This window comes from Polynucleobacter necessarius (assembly GCF_900096765.1).
Taxonomy (GTDB): Bacteria; Pseudomonadota; Gammaproteobacteria; order Burkholderiales; family Burkholderiaceae; genus Polynucleobacter; species Polynucleobacter necessarius_F.
Genome location: NZ_LT615228.1, coordinates 1,393,341 through 1,410,001, shown reverse-complemented (window position 1 = coordinate 1,410,001; position 16,661 = coordinate 1,393,341). Strand labels below are relative to the sequence as shown.

Here is a 16,661-nt window from a genome sequence, read left to right as displayed (position 1 = left end):
TTTTGGCTAGCTCTGAATTAGCCAAGCCCATACACCACGCAGAACTAAACCCTCGATTGGTTCAAAGGTAATTGCATTTAATATGCCTGATTGTTTTAATTGCGCGGCCAAAATTTTTGCATTGCCGCCATCGAGCCAAATTTTTTCTACTGGTTGATGCATTTCTTTTGCAATCTCGAGTGCATATTGAATGGCGCCTATTTGCGCGGCATCACATCCGCCAATAATGGCATCATTGGTTGATTTACCAAAGCCATGGCGTTCATTTTCTCGAACCGCTAAAGGCAGTTGTGCGGTGTTATCCTCTAGACTTTTTTGCATCAATCCTAGGCCAGGCAAAATCCAACCGCCGTAGTGCACACCATTTGAGCCCAGTAAATCAATGGTCGTCGCTGTGCCAGCATTAACTATGAGAGTGGTGGTTTTGGATAACGCACGCGCTCCAATAATGGCAGCCCAGCGATCCGCTCCTAGCTTGCTAGGGTCTTGGTAAAGAGTGCGAATGCCATCATAGGCGCTATCACCGCTCAGTTGCTTCCAAGGGACATCTGACCACTGCGGAAAAAGTAATTTGAGGTTAGTAATCGCCTCACTTCCAGCAACACAACTAAACCCAATTAGACTGGGTTTTGGCAATGTCTTTGCAATATAGTTTGCCAACTCGGCTCGATGCTCGGCAGACGTTAAAGATTTGCTGCCGATAGATCCCGAGTAGGCCCACAACTTTTTTTGTTGATCTGCTGGTTGTTGAGTGGATTCAACGGAGGCCCACTTCAGGCGTGTATTGCCCACATCAAATATTAAATAAATACTCACGATTGATTCCTCAGGGATACATCACCAGCATAAATTACGATCGTTTTATTTTCTCGCTCGATTAGTAGGGCGCCAGTGGAATCAACGCCTTTTGCAATTCCATGGATAGATTCCTTTCCTGATCCAAAGATGCATACTTTTTCATTTGCAAAAGCATCCCATTTCATCCACTCAGCTTGATAAAAACCAAACCCTTGCTCATCAAATAGTTTGAGGTGCTGCTCTAATGAATCTAAAAGCGTCAGCCACAAATAGTCCCCCTCAGGCAGTGTTGCATGGCCTTGAAGAAGGGTCTCTAGTGAGCTAACTTTGAGGTCGCCTTGATTTAAATTCATTTCGATCGCACGCGCGTTACGCAAGTTGAGCCCAATCCCGATAATCATCCACGTAGGATCTCCTACTTTGGATTGACCCCCTTCAATCAATATCCCACCCAGTTTTGCATTATTAAGTAGTAAATCATTGGGCCATTTCAGGCGTAGGCCCAAGTCATGCAGCTGAGCTTGGCTGAGACTACAAGCTTTTGCAATTCCTGCGATAACGGCAATTCCTGCCAGCAGACTGAGGCCGCTAAGCTCGGCCGGGCTTCTACGAAATGGAAAGGCTAAGGAAAAACAGATGGAATCCTCGGGATTTGCAAGCCATACGCGACCCGCACGGCCCTTACCAGCAGTCTGCTTATGGGCAATACGGGCTACTGGGTCAATTAGCTGTCCCGAGCGCCAGCGCTCCAATAGATCGTCATTGGTAGATCTAGTTTCAGCAACACGTTCAAGTGTGCAATTGGCAGTCATTTAGCCATTGTAGAAAGGTCTGACCTAGAATTGTGGAATGCACCAAAAACATCAGCGTCCGCGTAAATTGACATGGCCCCTGCAGGCCATGCCTTTGGCTAGGGCAACTGGCTTAATGTATGCCTTACTGATTGTGTATGTAAGCCTCAATCCATTTGACTTTGATTTTCAAAATGGCATCTCACCTATGGCTTGGTTAGATGCCCCTTTGCCACGCTTCATCACTCTTTTTGATGTATCAGTAAATATCTTGGCCTATATTCCATTTGGATTTTTAGTGGTCTTTGCTGCCTATCCACGATGGCGTAATTTCGTCGCATTAGCCATTGCCTTTGGATTGAGTGCGCTTTTGGCATTTAGTGTGGAGTCATTGCAAACTTGGTTGCCAACTCGCATCCCAAGCTTGATGGATTGGTGGGCCAATGGTTTTGGTGGCTTATTGGGTGGCTTGCTCGCAATTCCACTGGGGCCTCAATGGCTTTCAGGAAGTGCGCTTCGTAGACGTTTTGACCAATGGTTTGGTTTGAATTGGGCAACCTGCGCGCTTTGTTTATTGTTTCCTTGGTCGCAGATTTATCCGCAAAGTTCATGGCTGGGAGTGGGGGTTTGGGGTCACGTTGCATTTGGTTCAATCGACTGGGGCACAACGGTGATTAATCAAATGGTTCAAGAAACCCTAATTACTGGCCTTTGTTGGGTGGGCGTGGCTCTTTTACTATCCTTGGGCATGCGTGCAAAGGCTCCTCAATGGCAAATTCTTAACGGGCTATTGGGTATCACCGTATTGTTAAAAATTTTATTCACTGCGCTTCAGTTTGGTGGGGAATTTAGCTTGATTTGGCTTACTACAGGCGCATGTTGGGGGATGCTTTTAGCAACACTGATTTTGCGTTGGGTCTTACGTTTCTCGATCAAGGTCAAATACGGTTTGGCATTTATCTGTTTGCTAACCGCAACCATCCTGATTAATTTATTGCCCGATAATCCCTATTTCATCCTTACGTTAAGACATTGGCATCAGGGAAGACTACTGCATTTTAATGATCTGATGCAGTGGGTATCTGTGATGTGGTTGCCAATGGCGTTTATTTGGATGTTGCGAAATACAAGAGATCTGTAATCGAAGTATTGATGAATATAATTTTTCTATGAGCTTTTCATACCACCTATTTTTTTGTTTAAATCAGCGTAGTAATGGCGAAGATTGTTGTGATCGGCACAACGCGTTTGCGTTATTTGAGTACGCTAAGAATAGAGTCAAAGAACTGGGCTTATCTGGCCCTGGAAAGATTCGCGTTAACAAAGCGGGTTGCTTAGACCGCTGTGCTGATGGTCCAGTCATGGTGGTCTATCCCCAAGGCATTTGGTACACATTAGTTGATACAGGGGATGTGGAAGAAATTATTCAATCCCATCTCATTCATGGACATCCTGTTGAGCGTCTGCAATTATCGTAATAACTTTAGTTATTGTTGAAAGCTTCCTTCATGAATAGCCGTAACAAAATTATTCACATTGATGGTTTAGTCGGGCCAATGGAGATGTCCATTGATTTTCCAGATGAATTAAAAAATGATCCAGCATTTGCAGTTCGTGGGCTAGCCTTGGTTGCACATCCTCATCCCCTGATGGGTGGTACGATGGACAACAAAGTTGCCCAAACGATGGCACGCGCATTTAATCAGTTGGGTTATGTTAGTGTGCGACCCAATTTTCGTGGCGTTGGAGGGACTGCTGGTGTTCATGACGATGGTATCGGTGAATTAGAAGACTTGCTTTACGTGACTGAGTGGATGCAAACACCATCAAGTTGGTTGCAGTTTGAGGCAACAGCCAACCAATCTTGGACGGCTGCAGCGAACACTTTACCCTTGGTAGTTTCTGGTTTCTCATTTGGCAGTTTTGTCGGAAGTCATTTAGTTCAAAGGCTTGCAGAGCTTGGCCGACCAGCTGAGCGCCTGGTAATGGTTGGAAGCGCAGCTGGGAAGTGGACGCTTGCCCAAGTGCCTGCTGATACGATTTTGATCCATGGTGAGTTAGATGAAACCATTCCACTTATTGATGTCTTAGATTGGGCGCGCCCACAGGAACTAACGGTCCAGGTGGTTCCCGGTGCAGATCACTTCTTCCATCGTCGTTTGCATTGCATTCGCAATATTATTTCTGGTGCTTGGTTAGGCATGCCAGACCTTCGTAAAAATTAAGAGAGCGATCAAAAATTATGGCTGAAGAAAAATCACTGATTGAGTACCCATCTCTTTTTCCTATTAAGGTTATGGGAAAAAGCAATCCGGAATATTTGCCCGCAATTATTCACATTGCTAAGCAGTTTGATCCAACGTTTGATGAGAGCAAGGTTGAGCAAAGACCATCTAAGGATGGAAATTATTTGGGAATTACCTTGCCTATTACCGCAACTAGCCGTGAACAATTAGATGAGCTCTATCGCACCCTATCTACGCATCCATTAGTTAGTGTTGTTTTGTAATTTGATTTCATGACGGTTTTAATAAAGCACCTTGGATTGGCTGATTATGAATCTACGTATGAGGCCATGCGCGTTTTTACCAAAGAACGAAATAGTGATACGCCAGATGAAATATGGGTATTAGAGCACCCTCCGGTCTTCACTCTAGGATTGGCTGGAGATGCGAGTAATCTTCACTCGCCCAGTAATCAAATCCCAATGGTGCAAGTAGATCGCGGAGGCGAAATTACTTATCACGGTCCAGGTCAGATTGTGGTTTATCTCTTGCTTGATCTAAAGCGCCTCAGAATTTTTGTCAAAGAGCTGGTGTCTCGGATTGAGCAATCGGTCATTGATACTCTGGCAGATTTTGAAATTCAGGCTGAGAGAAAACCGGGGGCCCCAGGAATTTATGTCTCCGAACAAGCGGGGATCTCCTCCGAATGGGTTGGGGCAAAAATTGCCGCCCTAGGGCTCAAGGTTTCCAAAAGTTGCTCCTATCATGGTTTAGCATTGAATGTAGGCACTGATTTGGAGGCTTTTGCACGCATCCACCCTTGTGGTTATGAGGGCTTAAAGACGGTGGATATGCAAACCCTTGGGATCAGGGACAATATAGACACTATTAGCCAAAAGCTTTTGCAGTATTTGCAAAAGCAAATCATGCCAACATGACCATAAATAAAACTGACATCAAGGAGTCAATTCAAGACCGCCAAGATCTTGAGTACGACGCCACTCGCAAGCAAAAATCAAGCGAGAAGACTGCGCGCATTCCAATCAAAATTGTCCCGCTTGAAGAAGTTTTGAAGAAGCCCGATTGGATTCGAGTAAAAGCTGCATCTGGCAATTCTCGTTTTAATGAAATCAAAAAGATTTTGCGTGAAAATGAATTAGTCACTGTTTGCGAAGAGGCCAGTTGCCCAAATATCGGTGAGTGCTTTGGTAAAGGTACTGCGACATTCATGATCATGGGTGATAAATGTACGCGTCGTTGCCCTTTCTGTGATGTTGGGCATGGAAGGCCTGATCCGCTCGATGTTAAAGAGCCCGCTAACTTAGCGAGAACAATTGCTGCGCTCAAACTCAATTATGTAGTGATTACCAGCGTGGATCGTGATGATCTGCGTGATGGTGGCGCACTGCATTATGTTGATTGCATTTCTCAATCCAGAAGCCTATCGCCAAGCACTCGCATTGAAGTTCTGGTTCCTGATTTTCGAGGGCGTTTAGATAAGGCTTTAGACATCTTTGCCGAGCATGCCCCAAGCGGTTTGCCAGATGTCATGAATCATAATTTGGAAACAGTGCCTCGTTTATACAAGCAAGCAAGGCCAGGGGCTGATTACCTACATTCTTTGAAGTTGCTAAAAGAATTTAAGGAGCGCTTTCCCCATATTCCAACGAAGAGTGGTTTGATGGTGGGCCTAGGGGAAACAGATGAAGAAATTTTGGAAGTGATGCGCGATATGCGTGAACACAATATTGATATGTTAACTATCGGCCAATACCTGGCGCCCTCTGGCCACCACTTGCCAGTTCAGCGTTATGTTCATCCTGATGTATTCAAAATGTTTGAAAAAAAGGCCTATGAAATGGGCTTCTCGCACGCCGCTGTGGGTGCTATGGTGCGATCTAGCTATCACGCAGATCAACAAGCGCATGGAGCAGGCGTTGTCTAAGATGGTTGTAAAGGCTGGTGCTCTGGCGCTAACTTTTGTTTTACTCGCAGCTTGCAGTCCCAAGCTAAATTGGCGAACCGTACAGTCTCCGGATCAACATTACACAGCACTCTTTCCGGGAAAGCCTGAGAAGATTAATCGCCAAACTACTTATCAAGATCAAGGGCTCGCACAGACGCTTGAAGCCCTCAAAATTGATGATGATATTTACTCCATCAGTACGATTAAGCTAACAAATAAACAAGCCGCTTTGACCCCGAGCATTGTTGCTCAATTGCAGGCTAACTTACTAGAAAGAGCGAAAGCTGAAGGTGGTTTGGTTGTTGCTGAAGACGGGGTATATCAAACCACCAATCATCAGCTTCTTCCTATCAAAGACCATTTAATTAGCTTTGTTGAAAATGGCAAGGTTCAGCAAACAATGCGAGTACGCTGGATCACTCGACTGTCTGATAGTGGTGCTATGTTTGTGTATCAGATTTCAGTATTACATACCAATCGAGATTCGATCGATGCAAAGCTATTGCTAACCAAAGAAGAATATGCAAACTTCTTCAATGAGTTTTACCCAGAGTGAAACTCTGAAAAATTACTGCGTTTTTTCTAGCGCAGCAACTTTTGCCTCAAGCGCCTCTAATTTCTCTCTAGTTTTGGCAAGTACTTTATTTTGTAGTTCAAATTCTTCACGAGTGACTAAATCCATTTTCTGAAAACCTTGATTCATCATTGTCCGCACATTCTTTTCAATTTCATGTGCTGGAGAGTTGCGAATGACATCGCTTACTTTGCTTTGCATATCGCTAGCAATCCGTTGTACTTGCTCCAGAATTTCGCTTGGTTTTTGCATGATGGGGTTTTTAGGCCTAATTAAAGTTGCATAAAAGATACACATTGCTATTTTATGTTGAGCCATTAAAAACTGTTCCAATGGCTGAAAAATGGAAAATATCCCCACAATTCACAAAAGTAGTGCACTTAATTGCACCAAATAAGTGCATAGGCATTAATTCGGGGAATGGGGGCCGTTGCCAATTGGCGCACCCCTTCAATATCACTCCATGCAATAAGCATTCAACCCATTTTTTTATTACAACCGTAAGGAGTTAAGTATGAAAACTTTGCACAAGAAAGCAATCTCTGCTGCCGCAGTTGCATTGCTAAGCGGCTTGGCTTGCTCTTCAGTATTTGCTGAAGAGGCTGCTGAAGCGCCAGAGGCTAGCCCAATCACAGCGAACGTAACCGTTGTAAATGACTATCGTTATCGCGGTATCAGTCAATCTAACTTTAAGCCTGCTATTCAAGGTGGTTTTGATTATGCTCATGAGAGCGGTTTCTACATCGGTAACTGGAATAGTTCAATTAGCTGGGTTGGAGATAACGCTTATATCAATACTGGTAAATCTGTTTCTGCGCCAATCGAAATGGATTTCTATGCTGGCGTTAAGAAAGAATGGCTTGGCGAAGGTTTTGCTTCAGATTTGGGTATTTTGCAGTACTACTATCCAACTAGCGGTTTGACAACTACTGCAAATATGGTCAATCCAAATACTACAGAGCTTTATGTTGCTCAGAACTTTACCTTTGGGCCAGTAACAGGTTTCGGTAAGATTTCATATGCCATCAGCACACTATTCGGCAATGTGAATTCTTCAGGGTTTTACTACCCTGATTTGACGTTGAACTATGACACTGGTGTTTGGAGCTTAGCTCTAAATGGACACATTGGTTATCAATATGTTGCTGGCAATCAAGCCTCTCAGGGTAGCTACAGCTCTATCTTGAGTAACAATACCCTCTTCAGCTATACAGACTGGAAATTGGGTGTGACTAAAGATTTTTTGGGGGGGGGTGGTTTATCAGCTGCAATCGCTTATGTTGGAACTAATGCGGTAACAGTGCAAGGCGCCTATTCCTATGTCAGTCCACAGGGTAAAAACCTAGGTAAATCAACAGGATTAATTTCCTTAACCAAAACTTTCTAATTTCCACCTCTGAACGGAGAAACACATGAAATTAATTACCGCAATCATCAAGCCTTTCAAGCTTGACGAAGTGCGCGAAGCTCTCTCAGAAGTGGGAGTTTCGGGCATTACTATCACTGAGGTTAAAGGCTTTGGTCGTCAAAAAGGTCACACCGAGCTGTATCGCGGTGCTGAGTATGTTGTGGATTTTTTACCTAAAGTAAAAATTGAAGCTGCTGTTGAAGATGGCATCTTGGAGCGCGCAATTGAAGCAATTGAAAAATCAGCGCGTACTGGCAAGATTGGTGACGGCAAGATTTTTGTCTCTCCAGTTGAGCACGTCATTCGTATTCGCACCGGTGAAACCGGCGCGTCAGCACTTTAAAGAGAGGTTCAAAATGTTAGCTTGGATGAAACGACTCGTAGCTGGTGGTGCAATGGCCTTGGCTATCGGCGCTACTGGTGTGATGGTTACTTCACCAGCGCATGTTGATGAAGTAAAAAAACCAGCAGTTACTGCTCCAGCTGCAACACCAGCTGCTGCGGAACCTGCACCTGTTCTTTGCTCTGAAAAGTGCAATAAAGCAGATACAGCATGGATGATGGTTTCAACAGCTTTAGTGTTGTTGATGACTCTTCCTGGATTGGCTTTGTTCTACGGCGGTTTGACACGTAGCAAAAATATCCTGTCCATTTGCATGCAATGTTTCATGGTCTTCTCTTTGATTACGGTGCTTTGGTCTATTTATGGCTATAGCTTTGCATTCACGGAAGGCGGTGCATTTGTTGGCGGACTTGATCGTCTGTTCTTGGGCGGCATGAATCCTGACTCAGTAGCAGCAACCTTTAGTAAGGGTGTTGTAATTCCTGAGTACGTATTTATGGCTTTCCAAGCAGTGTTTGCGACGATTACTTGCTGCTTGATCATCGGCTCTTTTGCTGAGCGCGCTAAGTTCTCTGCAATCTTGGTATTCATGGTGATCTGGTTCACATTTAGTTACTTGCCAATCGCTCACATGGTTTGGTTCTGGCCTGGTCCAGATGACATCAAGGATGCTGCATCGCTTGAGGCAATTACTGCTCGTGCTGGTTGGTTGTGGCAAAAAGGTGTTCTCGACTTTGCTGGTGGTACTGTTGTTCATATCAATGCGGCGATCGCTGGCTTGGTTGGTTCATTCGTGATCGGCAAGCGTATTGGTTATGGCAAAGAAGCAATGAAGCCGCATAACCTCGTTTATGTGATGACTGGTGCTGCACTCTTGTGGTTTGGCTGGTTTGGTTTCAATGCTGGTTCAGCCCTAGAAGCAAACGGTAGCGCTGCATTGGCTTTCGTAAATACTTATTTAGCAACTGCCGCTGCTGTATTGGGCTGGTCTGTAGCTGAGTGGGTTCGCAAAGGCAAGCCTTCAATGTTAGGCGCCGCTTCTGGTTGCGTAGCTGGTTTGGTTGCCATTACTCCTGCTGCTGGATTTGCTGGCCCAATGGGCTCTATCGCAATCGGCTTGTTCGCTGGTGTCATTTGCCTCTGGGGTGTTACTGGTCTTAAGAAGATTTTGGGTTCAGATGACAGCTTGGACGTTTTCGGTGTTCACGGCGTTGGCGGTATCTCTGGTGCATTGTTGACTGGCGTATTTGCTGATCCAGCTTTGGGTGGCACAGGTATCTGGGATTACGTAGCTAATGCCGTTGCCCCTGATTACTCAATTGCTAGCCAATTATGGATTCAAGCTCAAGGCGTGATTACTACCATAATTTGGTCCGGCGTAGTTTCTTTCATTGCCTTCAAATTGATCGATATCGTGATCGGTTTGCGTGTGAAGGAAGAAGAAGAGCGCGAAGGCTTGGATATCAGCTCACATGGTGAGTCTGCATACGAGTCTTAATTAGTAGATTTACCCCTCACTGGGCAGTTTTACAAAACTGCCCAGTTTTTAAGCGCGGGATCCTAGGATCCCGCGTCTTTCTTTTAAAAATCTTACAATGGTGGAATGGTTCCACATCTCATTACTGCCCTTAGCGGACCTTTGCTCGAATTAGAGTCCAAGGTTCTTGAAGCTACCCCAACTATTGAGCGCTGGTTTAGGCTTGAATGGCAGGAGCATACTCCGCCGTTTTATTGCTCAGTAGATTTGCGTAACTCTGGATTTAAGCTCGCACCTGTCGACACCAATCTATTTCCAGGCGGGTTTAATAATCTTTCTCCCCAAATGTTGCCGTTGGCTGTTCAGGCCGCAATGGCTGCAATCGAAAAAATTTGCCCAGAGGCAAAAAATTTATTGCTGATCCCTGAGCGTCACACACGCCTTTTTATTTGCAAAACATTGTAAGACTTTCTTCGATACTTCGTCAAGCTGGACTCAATGTTCGCTTAGGAACCTTTTCTGAAGAAATTAAAAAGCCCACGTGGATTGAGCTGCCCGATGGCAATCGTTTGCTGATGGAGCCTCTATCTCGCTTGGGTTTAAAAAAGCAGCGTTTGGGTCTTAAGGATTTTGATCCCTGCTCCATCTTGCTCAATAATGATCTTTCAGCTGGCATTCCGCCGATCTTAGAAAACATACATGAGCAATATTTGCTGCCCGGCCTGCATGCTGGCTGGCATGTGCGTCGTAAATCAAACCACTTCGCTGCCTATGAAGAGGTTGCCAAGAAGTTTGCTAAGGTTGTCGATATTGATTCTTGGATGATTAATCCTTATTTTGCTAGCTGCTCAAGTATTAATTTCCATGAGCGCAAAGGCGAGGATGAATTGCAAACTGCTGTAGAGCAAGTTCTTAAAAAGACTGCCAAAAAATATCGTGAATACGGCATCAAAGAAAAGCCATATGTGGTTGTGAAAGCAGATGCTGGTACTTATGGCATGGGTGTCATGGTAGTGAACGATCCCTTGCAGCTAAAGGGATTGAACCGCAAAGACCGCAACAAAATGAGTGTTGTTAAAGAAGGTCTTGAGGTTAGCGATGTGCTGATTCAAGAGGGTGTTTATACCTTTGAAAAAGTCAATGAAGCAGTTGCAGAGCCAGTGGTCTACATGATTGATCGTTACGTCATTGGGGGTTTCTATCGCGTTCATACAGACCGTGGGCCAGATGAAAACCTAAATGCCCCTGGTATGCATTTTGTACCTTTGGCGTTTGAGCAAAACTCAATGCCAGATTTTGGGGCGAAGCCAGGAAGTGCAGCCCCTAATCGTTTTTATTTGTATGGTGTGGTTGCGCGTTTGGCTCTGTTAGCTTCTTCGCTAGAGCTTGAGCGAACTGACCCAGATATGGAAGTGGCATAAGTTCAGACGTATTTAATCTGCTAAAAGAATATGGATCTTTTATTTATTGCTGACCCACTTGAATCATTCAAGATAAAAAAAGATTCCACTTTAGCGATGATGCGCGTTGCTCAAGAAGCCGGTCATCATCTATGGTTTTGTCAGAGCCGCAATGTCTTGTGGAAAGATGATTTAGTTGTTGCTGACTGCCAAATCTTAGCCATTAAGCCAAGTTCATCATCTTGGTTTGAATTAGGCGGGCTAGAGTTGCGGTCACTTAAATCTTTCTCGGCGATATTGATGAGAACAGACCCCCCATTCGATATTGAGTATCTCAATACTACTTGGCTGCTGTCTGCTGCGGTAAAGCAGGGCGCCAAAGTATTAAATGATCCTGCTGCAGTTCGAGATCACTCTGAAAAGTTGTCTATCACTGAATTTCCAGAGCTCATTCCACCAACCTTGGTGACACGTGAGCTCAGTGCGGTGGAGTCATTTCACCAGATCCATCGCGATATCGTGATTAAGCCCCTCGATGGCATGGGCGGCATGGGTGTATTTCGGGTTGGTGCAGACGGACTTAACCTTGCCAGCATTGTTGAAACTTTGGGTGAGAATGGAGCTAGAACGCTTATGGTTCAGCGTTTCTTGCCAGAAATCACTCAGGGCGATAAGCGTGTCTTATTAATTGGAGGTGAAGTAGTCCCGTTTGCCTTGGCTCGCATCCCGCAGGGTAACGAAATTCGCGGCAACTTAGCCGCTGGCGGCAAGGGGGTTGCCATGCCATTAACTGATGCAGAAAATAAGATTGCTAGGTTGTTTGCGCCAATTTTGTATCAGCGCGGTTTATTCCTAGTTGGGCTCGATTTAATTGGAGGCCACTTGACTGAAATTAATGTCACTAGCCCAACGTGTTTTGTTGAAATTACCGATCAAAGTGGATTTGATGTTCCGCAATTTTGGTTGAAGGCGCTTGAAAAGGCATTGTCATAATATGGCTGGAATAGTAATTGTTGCTCACACCCCAGTTGCAAGTGTAATGTTGGGATTTGTTGAACACACCTTTGGTTCTTTGCCAGAGCGCGTCAGAGCGGTTGATATACCACCACATGAAGATATCAAAGCTAGCTTCGATCGCGTTTTGAAAGCTGCCTATGGTGTTAATACTGGTAATGGTGTGCTCATTCTCACTGATGTTATGGGCGCAACACCGGCCAATGTGGCAAGCAAGCTGGAAAGCTTGGGCCCCCTTTCGGGATTAAATGCCCCCGTCATTGTTCTAGCTGGACTCAATTTACCCATGTTGATGCGCTGTATCTCTCACCGGGGTGAGGGCTTAGAAGAGTTGGCAAAGAAAGCGCTCGCAGGCGGGCAAAATGGAATTCTGCGCTTAGGTGCAAAAGTAGATCAAGCTTAAAAATAGGAGCAAGGTTCGCAATGCCAATCGCTGAAATTGAAATTATTAATAAGTTAGGTCTTCATGCCAGAGCATCGGCTAAGTTATCTCAACTTGCCGCCCAGTTTCCTTGTGAAATATTGTTGTCACGCAATGGGCGTCAAATCAACGCCAAGAGCATTATGGGTGTGATGATGCTTGCTGCGGGTATCGGTAGCACTGTTACCTTAGAGACGGTTGGCGAGAGGGCTGACGAGGCTATGCAAGCCATTACAGCATTAATTAATGATCGTTTTGGAGAAGGCGAATAGCATGACTTTTGCGCTTCACGGAATTCCAGTATCCAAAGGCATTGCCATTGGCAAGGCGGTACTGATTTCTCGTGCAGCCCTAGAGGTTAGTCACTATTTAATTGAGCCTGGCAAAGAAGAGGCTGAGGCTCAAAGATTATTAGATGCTTTTGATCAGGTTCGTTTAGAGTTAGACCAGTTGCGTCAAGGCTTGCCAAAAGATGCTCCCCAAGAGATGGCGGCATTCTTGGATGTGCACGGAATGATTTTGGCTGACCCAGCTTTAGCTGAGAAGCCAATCAAACTCATCCGCTCCCAGCGCATGAATGCAGCATGGGCTCTAACTACAGAGTTAAACGATCTGCTGGAGCAGTTTGCTGAGATAGAGGATCCTTATCTTAAGGAGCGTGCAAACGATATTCGCCAGGTAGCTGAGCGCGTTATTAAAGCTCTAAATGCGCAAAAGAAAGATGCGTTTAATGACTCTGATTTGTTATCACCCGGTGATGTAGGAATCGACTCGATCATTGTTGCTCACGATATTGCGCCGCATGACATGTTGCGTTTTAAGGAGCATTCATTTACTGGTTTTGTAACAGACCTAGGTGGTAAAACATCGCATACCGCTATTGTGGCTCGTAGCATGGAGATTCCAGCGGTTGTTGGCGTTCGTCATGCCAGTGAAATGATTCGCCATGGCGACTGGTTAATTTTGGATGGCGAGCAAGGTGTGGTGGTGGTTGCTCCCGAAGAAAATTTACTAGCCGAGTATCGGAAGTTACAGACCCAAGCTTTAAAAGAGGCACGCAAGCTTCAACAGATAAAACATGCAAAAACAGAAACACTCGATCGTGTTGATATTGAACTGTTTGCCAATATTGAATTACCTGAAGACGCAATTCAAGCAGTGAAGCTTGGCGCTGTTGGTGTTGGCTTATTTCGATCTGAATTTTTATTCATGGATCGACAGCAGGCATTGCCTGATGAAGAGCAACAATACCAAGAATATCGTCGTGTCGTCGATTTGATGCATGGCTTACCTGTGAACATCCGCACCATTGATGTTGGTGCCGATAAGGCATTGGGCGCAGGAGGCACAGATGTATCTCAAACCGGTACTTCGCCTTTGGGTTTGCGCGCTATTCGTTGGTCCCTGACAGAGCCAGAAATTTTCCTGACTCAGTTGCGCGCTATTTTGCGTGCTTCAGCGCATGGTCAAGCCCGCATCATGATTCCTATGTTGGCGCATGCCAAGGAAATAGATGAAACATTTCGTTTGATTGAGAAAGCCAAACAGCAGTTACTGCAGCGTGGGCTATCTTTCAATCCTAATATTCAAGTGGGTGCGATGATTGAAATTCCTGCGGCTGCTTTGGTGCTACCTTTACTTATTAATCGATTCGATTTCTTATCGATCGGTACAAATGATTTAATTCAGTACACCTTGGCTATTGATCGGGCAGATCATGCAGTTGCTCATCTGTATGACCCTTTACATCCTGCAGTTCTGTATTTAATTGCAAGCATTATTGACCAAGCAAAGCGTGCCAATGTACCAGTTGCGGTGTGTGGTGAGATGGCTGGAGACCCTGCTTTGACCAAGTTATTGCTCGCAATGGGCTTAACGGATTTCTCGATGCACTTCAGTCAGTTACTGCTGGTTAAGCGAGAGATTCTCCAAGCAAACGTTGGATTGCTAAAAGCACGGTTCCCAAGAGTACTCAAGGCATATGAGCCGCAGGCTCAAGCTAAAGCGCTAGAGCGCTTGTTTTCTTAAGCTTGATTGGCTTTGCCACACACTAGGCAATCTGGATTGCGGCTAATATGAATTTGCTCGACTTGAGTTTTTCGTGCATTCCAGAGTAACATCCGGCCCACTAAAGGATCTCCAAACCCAATTAAAACTTGCAACGCCTGTGCCGCTTGAATTGACCCTATTATTCCAACTAGTGGTGAAAAGACGCCCATTGTTGAACAGCTAACCTCCTCAAATTCTTCATTTGGAGAAAAAATACAGGCATAGCAAGGCGACTCTGTGTTGCGAGGATCAAACACCGAGACTTGCCCATCAAAGCGTAGTGCTGTTCCAGAAACTAAAGGCACTTGGTGTTTTACGCAGCTAGCATTAATCAAATGTCGTGTTGAGAAATTATCCGTGCAGTCAAGAACGATATCTATTCCTGGCAGCATTTCATCTAAAAGTACAGCTGTTGCCTTGGCTTTAATCGTTTCAATTTTGATGCTGGGGTTGAGTCGTTGCAAAAACTGTTTTCCTGAAGAAACTTTGCTTGATCCAATTTGAGCTTGAGTATGCATGATCTGACGCTGAAGATTGGTTAGCTCTACATCATCATGATCTACAAGGGTAATATAGCCAACGCCTGAAGCTGCAAGGTATGGGGCGGCTGATGAACCTAAGCCACCAGCCCCAATGACTAAGACATGTGAATTAAGAAGTGTCTCTTGGCCTTCAACATCAATGTCCTCAAGAAGGAGGTGTCGTGAGTAGCGAAGTAACTGCTCATCATTCATTTGGGCAACATATCAATATCAGCAAATTACTCAAGCTTGGATGATGAACGTTTTACTGGTTGACCATTAATAAAGGCTACTGCCTGAGAAAGCATAAAGTCATCAGCGCTACCAAGTTCCACAGGCTTCTTGTTTTTATCCTTCTCTTTTTCCTCGGGAGTTTTTTTAGCGTTCTTTTCTTTAATACGCTGTAACTCTTCTAGACGACGTTGTTCGCGATCCTTAATTAATTTATCTTCTGCAGACTGCTTGTTGCGCAAATGTTTTTCACTGTCAACTTCGCGTGTGACCAAGACATCATCGGGGTCACCATCTTTATTTTGATCCACGGGAATGTCGGGCTTGATGCCAAATGCCTGGATTGATTTTCCACTTGGCGTGTAGTAGTAGGCAGTAGTAATTTTCAGTGCTGAGTCATTGGTTAGGGGGCGTACTGTCTGAACAGATCCCTTGCCAAAAGTGGTTTTTCCAATGATGGTTGCTCGTTTGTAATCTTGTAGAGTGCCGGCCACAATTTCTGAGGCTGAGGCTGAATAGGCATTCACCAGCACAACCATCGGGAGTTTTTTGTAGATCTCGGGAACGCCAGCTAATGGGTCTCCAGGTTCGCTCAGGCGATACATTGCCGGAGAAGCATTAAACACTTGTTTTGAATCGGGTGCCTGACCTTTGGTTGACACGATGACCGCATCTGTTGGAAGAAATGCTGCTGCAACACCAACCGCACCTTGCAACAAGCCACCTCCATTATTTCTTAAATCCAGAATAACCCCTTTGAGCTTAGGATCTTGATTGGCGAGTTCGGTAAGCTTCTTGGCCAGATCTGGAACAGTGCGCTCTTGAAAGCTCGTAATGCGAACCCAAGCGATATCGTTATCGAGAATTTTTGCTTTAACAGATTGCACTTTGATTTCTGCGCGAGTAATCGTTACAGGAAAGCTGCGTTCTTCGCTTTTGCGGAAGATGGTTAATGTAATTTTGGTGTCTGGAGTACCGCGCATTGTACGTACTGCTTTATCGAGCGACATGCCACGTACGGGCTTGTCATCTAAGCGTGTAATTAAATCCTCAGCTTGTAAACCGGCTCGAGCAGCAGGACTATCTTCAATGGGGTTGAGAATCTTAACAACACCATCCTCGGGGGTAATTTCTATTCCAAGGCCGGCAAATTTCCCCGATGTTTGCTCTTGCATTTCAGAAAAATCTCTTTTATCCAAGAAGGTAGAGTGAGGATCAAGACCGCTCACCATTCCCTTAACAGCATCAGTTAAAAGTTGCTTGTCTTCAACAGGCTCTACATACTCGCGTTTAATTTGCGCAAAAACATTTGATAGTGTGCGTAGCTCATCAAGTGGAAGTTGTGAGCCTTGCTGTGCTGTGGCTGAAAACTGAATCGTGGCAGCAACGCCTGCAACTAAGCCAATTGTGATGAGAGCAAAATTCTTAAGAAATTGACGCATG

At 45.0% G+C, this 16,661-nt stretch carries 19 protein-coding genes and 1 pseudogene; 15 read left to right on the top strand and 5 right to left on the bottom strand.

Going from position 1 to position 16,661, the window contains the following annotated elements:
• Positions 1-6: 6 nt before the first annotated feature.
• Positions 7-816, bottom strand: coding sequence for a type III pantothenate kinase (locus DXE33_RS07315; RefSeq protein WP_114639306.1), 810 nt, complete (start codon positions 814-816; stop codon positions 7-9).
• Positions 813-1,610 carry a biotin--[acetyl-CoA-carboxylase] ligase gene (locus tag DXE33_RS07310; RefSeq protein WP_114639305.1) on the bottom strand — a complete coding sequence of 266 codons (798 nt, stop codon included), beginning with the start codon at positions 1,608-1,610 and terminating at the stop codon, positions 813-815. Before DXE33_RS07310 ends, DXE33_RS07315 begins: the two co-directional genes overlap by 4 nt.
• Positions 1,611-1,647: 37 nt before the next feature.
• Between DXE33_RS07310 and DXE33_RS07305 the strand changes: the two genes are divergently transcribed.
• From DXE33_RS07305 to DXE33_RS07275, 7 genes are read left to right on the top strand one after another with little or no spacing between them, the layout of a single operon-like run.
• The gene (locus tag DXE33_RS07305) at positions 1,648-2,730 is read left to right on the top strand and encodes a VanZ family protein (RefSeq protein ID WP_114639304.1); all 1,083 of its coding nucleotides are present in this window, start codon (positions 1,648-1,650) and stop codon (positions 2,728-2,730) included.
• Between the two features lie 28 nt (positions 2,731-2,758).
• Positions 2,759-3,067 (top strand): (2Fe-2S) ferredoxin domain-containing protein, encoded by a 309-nt coding sequence (locus tag DXE33_RS07300; protein ID WP_114639303.1) that lies wholly within the window; start codon positions 2,759-2,761, stop codon positions 3,065-3,067.
• 30 nt (positions 3,068-3,097) lie between these two features.
• Positions 3,098-3,814: an alpha/beta hydrolase gene (locus DXE33_RS07295; RefSeq protein ID WP_114639302.1), complete on the top strand. Its 717-nt coding sequence runs from the start codon at positions 3,098-3,100 to the stop codon at positions 3,812-3,814.
• A gap of 17 nt (positions 3,815-3,831) precedes the next feature.
• Positions 3,832-4,098: a YbeD family protein gene (locus DXE33_RS07290; RefSeq protein WP_114639301.1), complete on the top strand. Its 267-nt coding sequence runs from the start codon at positions 3,832-3,834 to the stop codon at positions 4,096-4,098.
• Between the two features lie 9 nt (positions 4,099-4,107).
• Positions 4,108-4,752 carry a lipoyl(octanoyl) transferase LipB gene (gene lipB / locus DXE33_RS07285; protein ID WP_114639300.1) on the top strand — a complete coding sequence of 215 codons (645 nt, stop codon included), beginning with the start codon at positions 4,108-4,110 and terminating at the stop codon, positions 4,750-4,752.
• Positions 4,749-5,759, top strand: coding sequence for a lipoyl synthase (gene lipA, locus DXE33_RS07280; protein ID WP_114639299.1), 1,011 nt, complete (start codon positions 4,749-4,751; stop codon positions 5,757-5,759). Before lipB ends, lipA begins: the two co-directional genes overlap by 4 nt.
• A gap of 1 nt (position 5,760) precedes the next feature.
• Positions 5,761-6,336: a hypothetical protein gene (locus tag DXE33_RS07275; protein WP_231970493.1), complete on the top strand. Its 576-nt coding sequence runs from the start codon at positions 5,761-5,763 to the stop codon at positions 6,334-6,336.
• A gap of 12 nt (positions 6,337-6,348) precedes the next feature.
• Here DXE33_RS07275 and DXE33_RS07270 read toward each other — a convergent pair whose 3' ends face one another.
• On the bottom strand, positions 6,349-6,606 hold the full coding sequence (locus DXE33_RS07270; RefSeq protein WP_114639762.1) for an accessory factor UbiK family protein: 258 nt from the start codon (positions 6,604-6,606) through the stop codon (positions 6,349-6,351).
• 262 nt (positions 6,607-6,868) lie between these two features.
• On the opposite strand from DXE33_RS07270, the gene DXE33_RS07265 reads away from it, so the two are divergent.
• From DXE33_RS07265 to ptsP, 8 genes and pseudogenes are all read left to right on the top strand, one after another.
• Positions 6,869-7,741, top strand: coding sequence for a TorF family putative porin (locus DXE33_RS07265; RefSeq protein ID WP_114639297.1), 873 nt, complete (start codon positions 6,869-6,871; stop codon positions 7,739-7,741).
• A gap of 25 nt (positions 7,742-7,766) precedes the next feature.
• Positions 7,767-8,105 carry a P-II family nitrogen regulator gene (locus DXE33_RS07260; RefSeq protein ID WP_114639296.1) on the top strand — a complete coding sequence of 113 codons (339 nt, stop codon included), beginning with the start codon at positions 7,767-7,769 and terminating at the stop codon, positions 8,103-8,105.
• A 13-nt stretch (positions 8,106-8,118) separates the two neighbouring features.
• Positions 8,119-9,603 carry an ammonium transporter gene (locus DXE33_RS07255; RefSeq protein WP_114639295.1) on the top strand — a complete coding sequence of 495 codons (1,485 nt, stop codon included), beginning with the start codon at positions 8,119-8,121 and terminating at the stop codon, positions 9,601-9,603.
• Positions 9,604-9,708: 105 nt separating this feature from the next.
• Positions 9,709-11,003, top strand: a pseudogene (gene gshA / locus DXE33_RS07250) (glutamate--cysteine ligase).
• 30 nt (positions 11,004-11,033) lie between these two features.
• On the top strand, positions 11,034-11,975 hold the full coding sequence (gene gshB, locus DXE33_RS07245; protein WP_114639294.1) for a glutathione synthase: 942 nt from the start codon (positions 11,034-11,036) through the stop codon (positions 11,973-11,975).
• Between the two features lies 1 nt (position 11,976).
• Positions 11,977-12,399, top strand: a complete 423-nt coding sequence (locus tag DXE33_RS07240) for a PTS sugar transporter subunit IIA (protein WP_114639293.1) — start codon at positions 11,977-11,979, stop codon at positions 12,397-12,399.
• Positions 12,400-12,419: 20 nt separating this feature from the next.
• Entirely contained in the window at positions 12,420-12,689 is a 270-nt protein-coding gene (locus tag DXE33_RS07235) for an HPr family phosphocarrier protein (protein ID WP_114639292.1), read from the top strand.
• A gap of 1 nt (position 12,690) precedes the next feature.
• Positions 12,691-14,445, top strand: a complete 1,755-nt coding sequence (ptsP, locus tag DXE33_RS07230) for a phosphoenolpyruvate--protein phosphotransferase (RefSeq protein ID WP_114639291.1) — start codon at positions 12,691-12,693, stop codon at positions 14,443-14,445.
• Here ptsP and DXE33_RS07225 read toward each other — a convergent pair.
• Together DXE33_RS07225 and DXE33_RS07220 are read right to left on the bottom strand one after the other, a co-directional pair.
• Positions 14,442-15,200 (bottom strand): HesA/MoeB/ThiF family protein, encoded by a 759-nt coding sequence (locus DXE33_RS07225; RefSeq protein WP_114639290.1) that lies wholly within the window; start codon positions 15,198-15,200, stop codon positions 14,442-14,444. The two genes, ptsP and DXE33_RS07225, sit on opposite strands and share 4 nt — an antisense overlap.
• Before the next feature lie 26 nt (positions 15,201-15,226).
• Positions 15,227-16,660, bottom strand: a complete 1,434-nt coding sequence (locus DXE33_RS07220) for a S41 family peptidase (RefSeq protein ID WP_114639289.1) — start codon at positions 16,658-16,660, stop codon at positions 15,227-15,229.
• Between the last annotated feature and the right edge of the window lies 1 nt (position 16,661).

Coding starts and splice junctions, on each gene's coding strand:
- DXE33_RS07310 (WP_114639305.1), bottom strand. CDS start 1,610: ATGACTGCCAATTGCACACTTGAACGTGTTGCTGAAACTAGATCTACC.
- DXE33_RS07305 (WP_114639304.1), top strand. CDS start 1,648: ATGCACCAAAAACATCAGCGTCCGCGTAAATTGACATGGCCCCTGCAG.
- DXE33_RS07300 (WP_114639303.1), top strand. CDS start 2,759: ATGAGCTTTTCATACCACCTATTTTTTTGTTTAAATCAGCGTAGTAAT.
- DXE33_RS07295 (WP_114639302.1), top strand. CDS start 3,098: ATGAATAGCCGTAACAAAATTATTCACATTGATGGTTTAGTCGGGCCA.
- DXE33_RS07290 (WP_114639301.1), top strand. CDS start 3,832: ATGGCTGAAGAAAAATCACTGATTGAGTACCCATCTCTTTTTCCTATT.
- lipB (WP_114639300.1), top strand. CDS start 4,108: ATGACGGTTTTAATAAAGCACCTTGGATTGGCTGATTATGAATCTACG.
- lipA (WP_114639299.1), top strand. CDS start 4,749: ATGACCATAAATAAAACTGACATCAAGGAGTCAATTCAAGACCGCCAA.
- DXE33_RS07275 (WP_231970493.1), top strand. CDS start 5,761: ATGGTTGTAAAGGCTGGTGCTCTGGCGCTAACTTTTGTTTTACTCGCA.
- DXE33_RS07270 (WP_114639762.1), bottom strand. CDS start 6,606: ATGCAAAAACCAAGCGAAATTCTGGAGCAAGTACAACGGATTGCTAGC.
- DXE33_RS07265 (WP_114639297.1), top strand. CDS start 6,869: ATGAAAACTTTGCACAAGAAAGCAATCTCTGCTGCCGCAGTTGCATTG.
- DXE33_RS07260 (WP_114639296.1), top strand. CDS start 7,767: ATGAAATTAATTACCGCAATCATCAAGCCTTTCAAGCTTGACGAAGTG.
- DXE33_RS07255 (WP_114639295.1), top strand. CDS start 8,119: ATGTTAGCTTGGATGAAACGACTCGTAGCTGGTGGTGCAATGGCCTTG.
- gshB (WP_114639294.1), top strand. CDS start 11,034: ATGGATCTTTTATTTATTGCTGACCCACTTGAATCATTCAAGATAAAA.
- DXE33_RS07240 (WP_114639293.1), top strand. CDS start 11,977: ATGGCTGGAATAGTAATTGTTGCTCACACCCCAGTTGCAAGTGTAATG.
- DXE33_RS07235 (WP_114639292.1), top strand. CDS start 12,420: ATGCCAATCGCTGAAATTGAAATTATTAATAAGTTAGGTCTTCATGCC.
- ptsP (WP_114639291.1), top strand. CDS start 12,691: ATGACTTTTGCGCTTCACGGAATTCCAGTATCCAAAGGCATTGCCATT.
- DXE33_RS07225 (WP_114639290.1), bottom strand. CDS start 15,200: ATGAATGATGAGCAGTTACTTCGCTACTCACGACACCTCCTTCTTGAG.
- DXE33_RS07220 (WP_114639289.1), bottom strand. CDS start 16,660: ATGCGTCAATTTCTTAAGAATTTTGCTCTCATCACAATTGGCTTAGTT.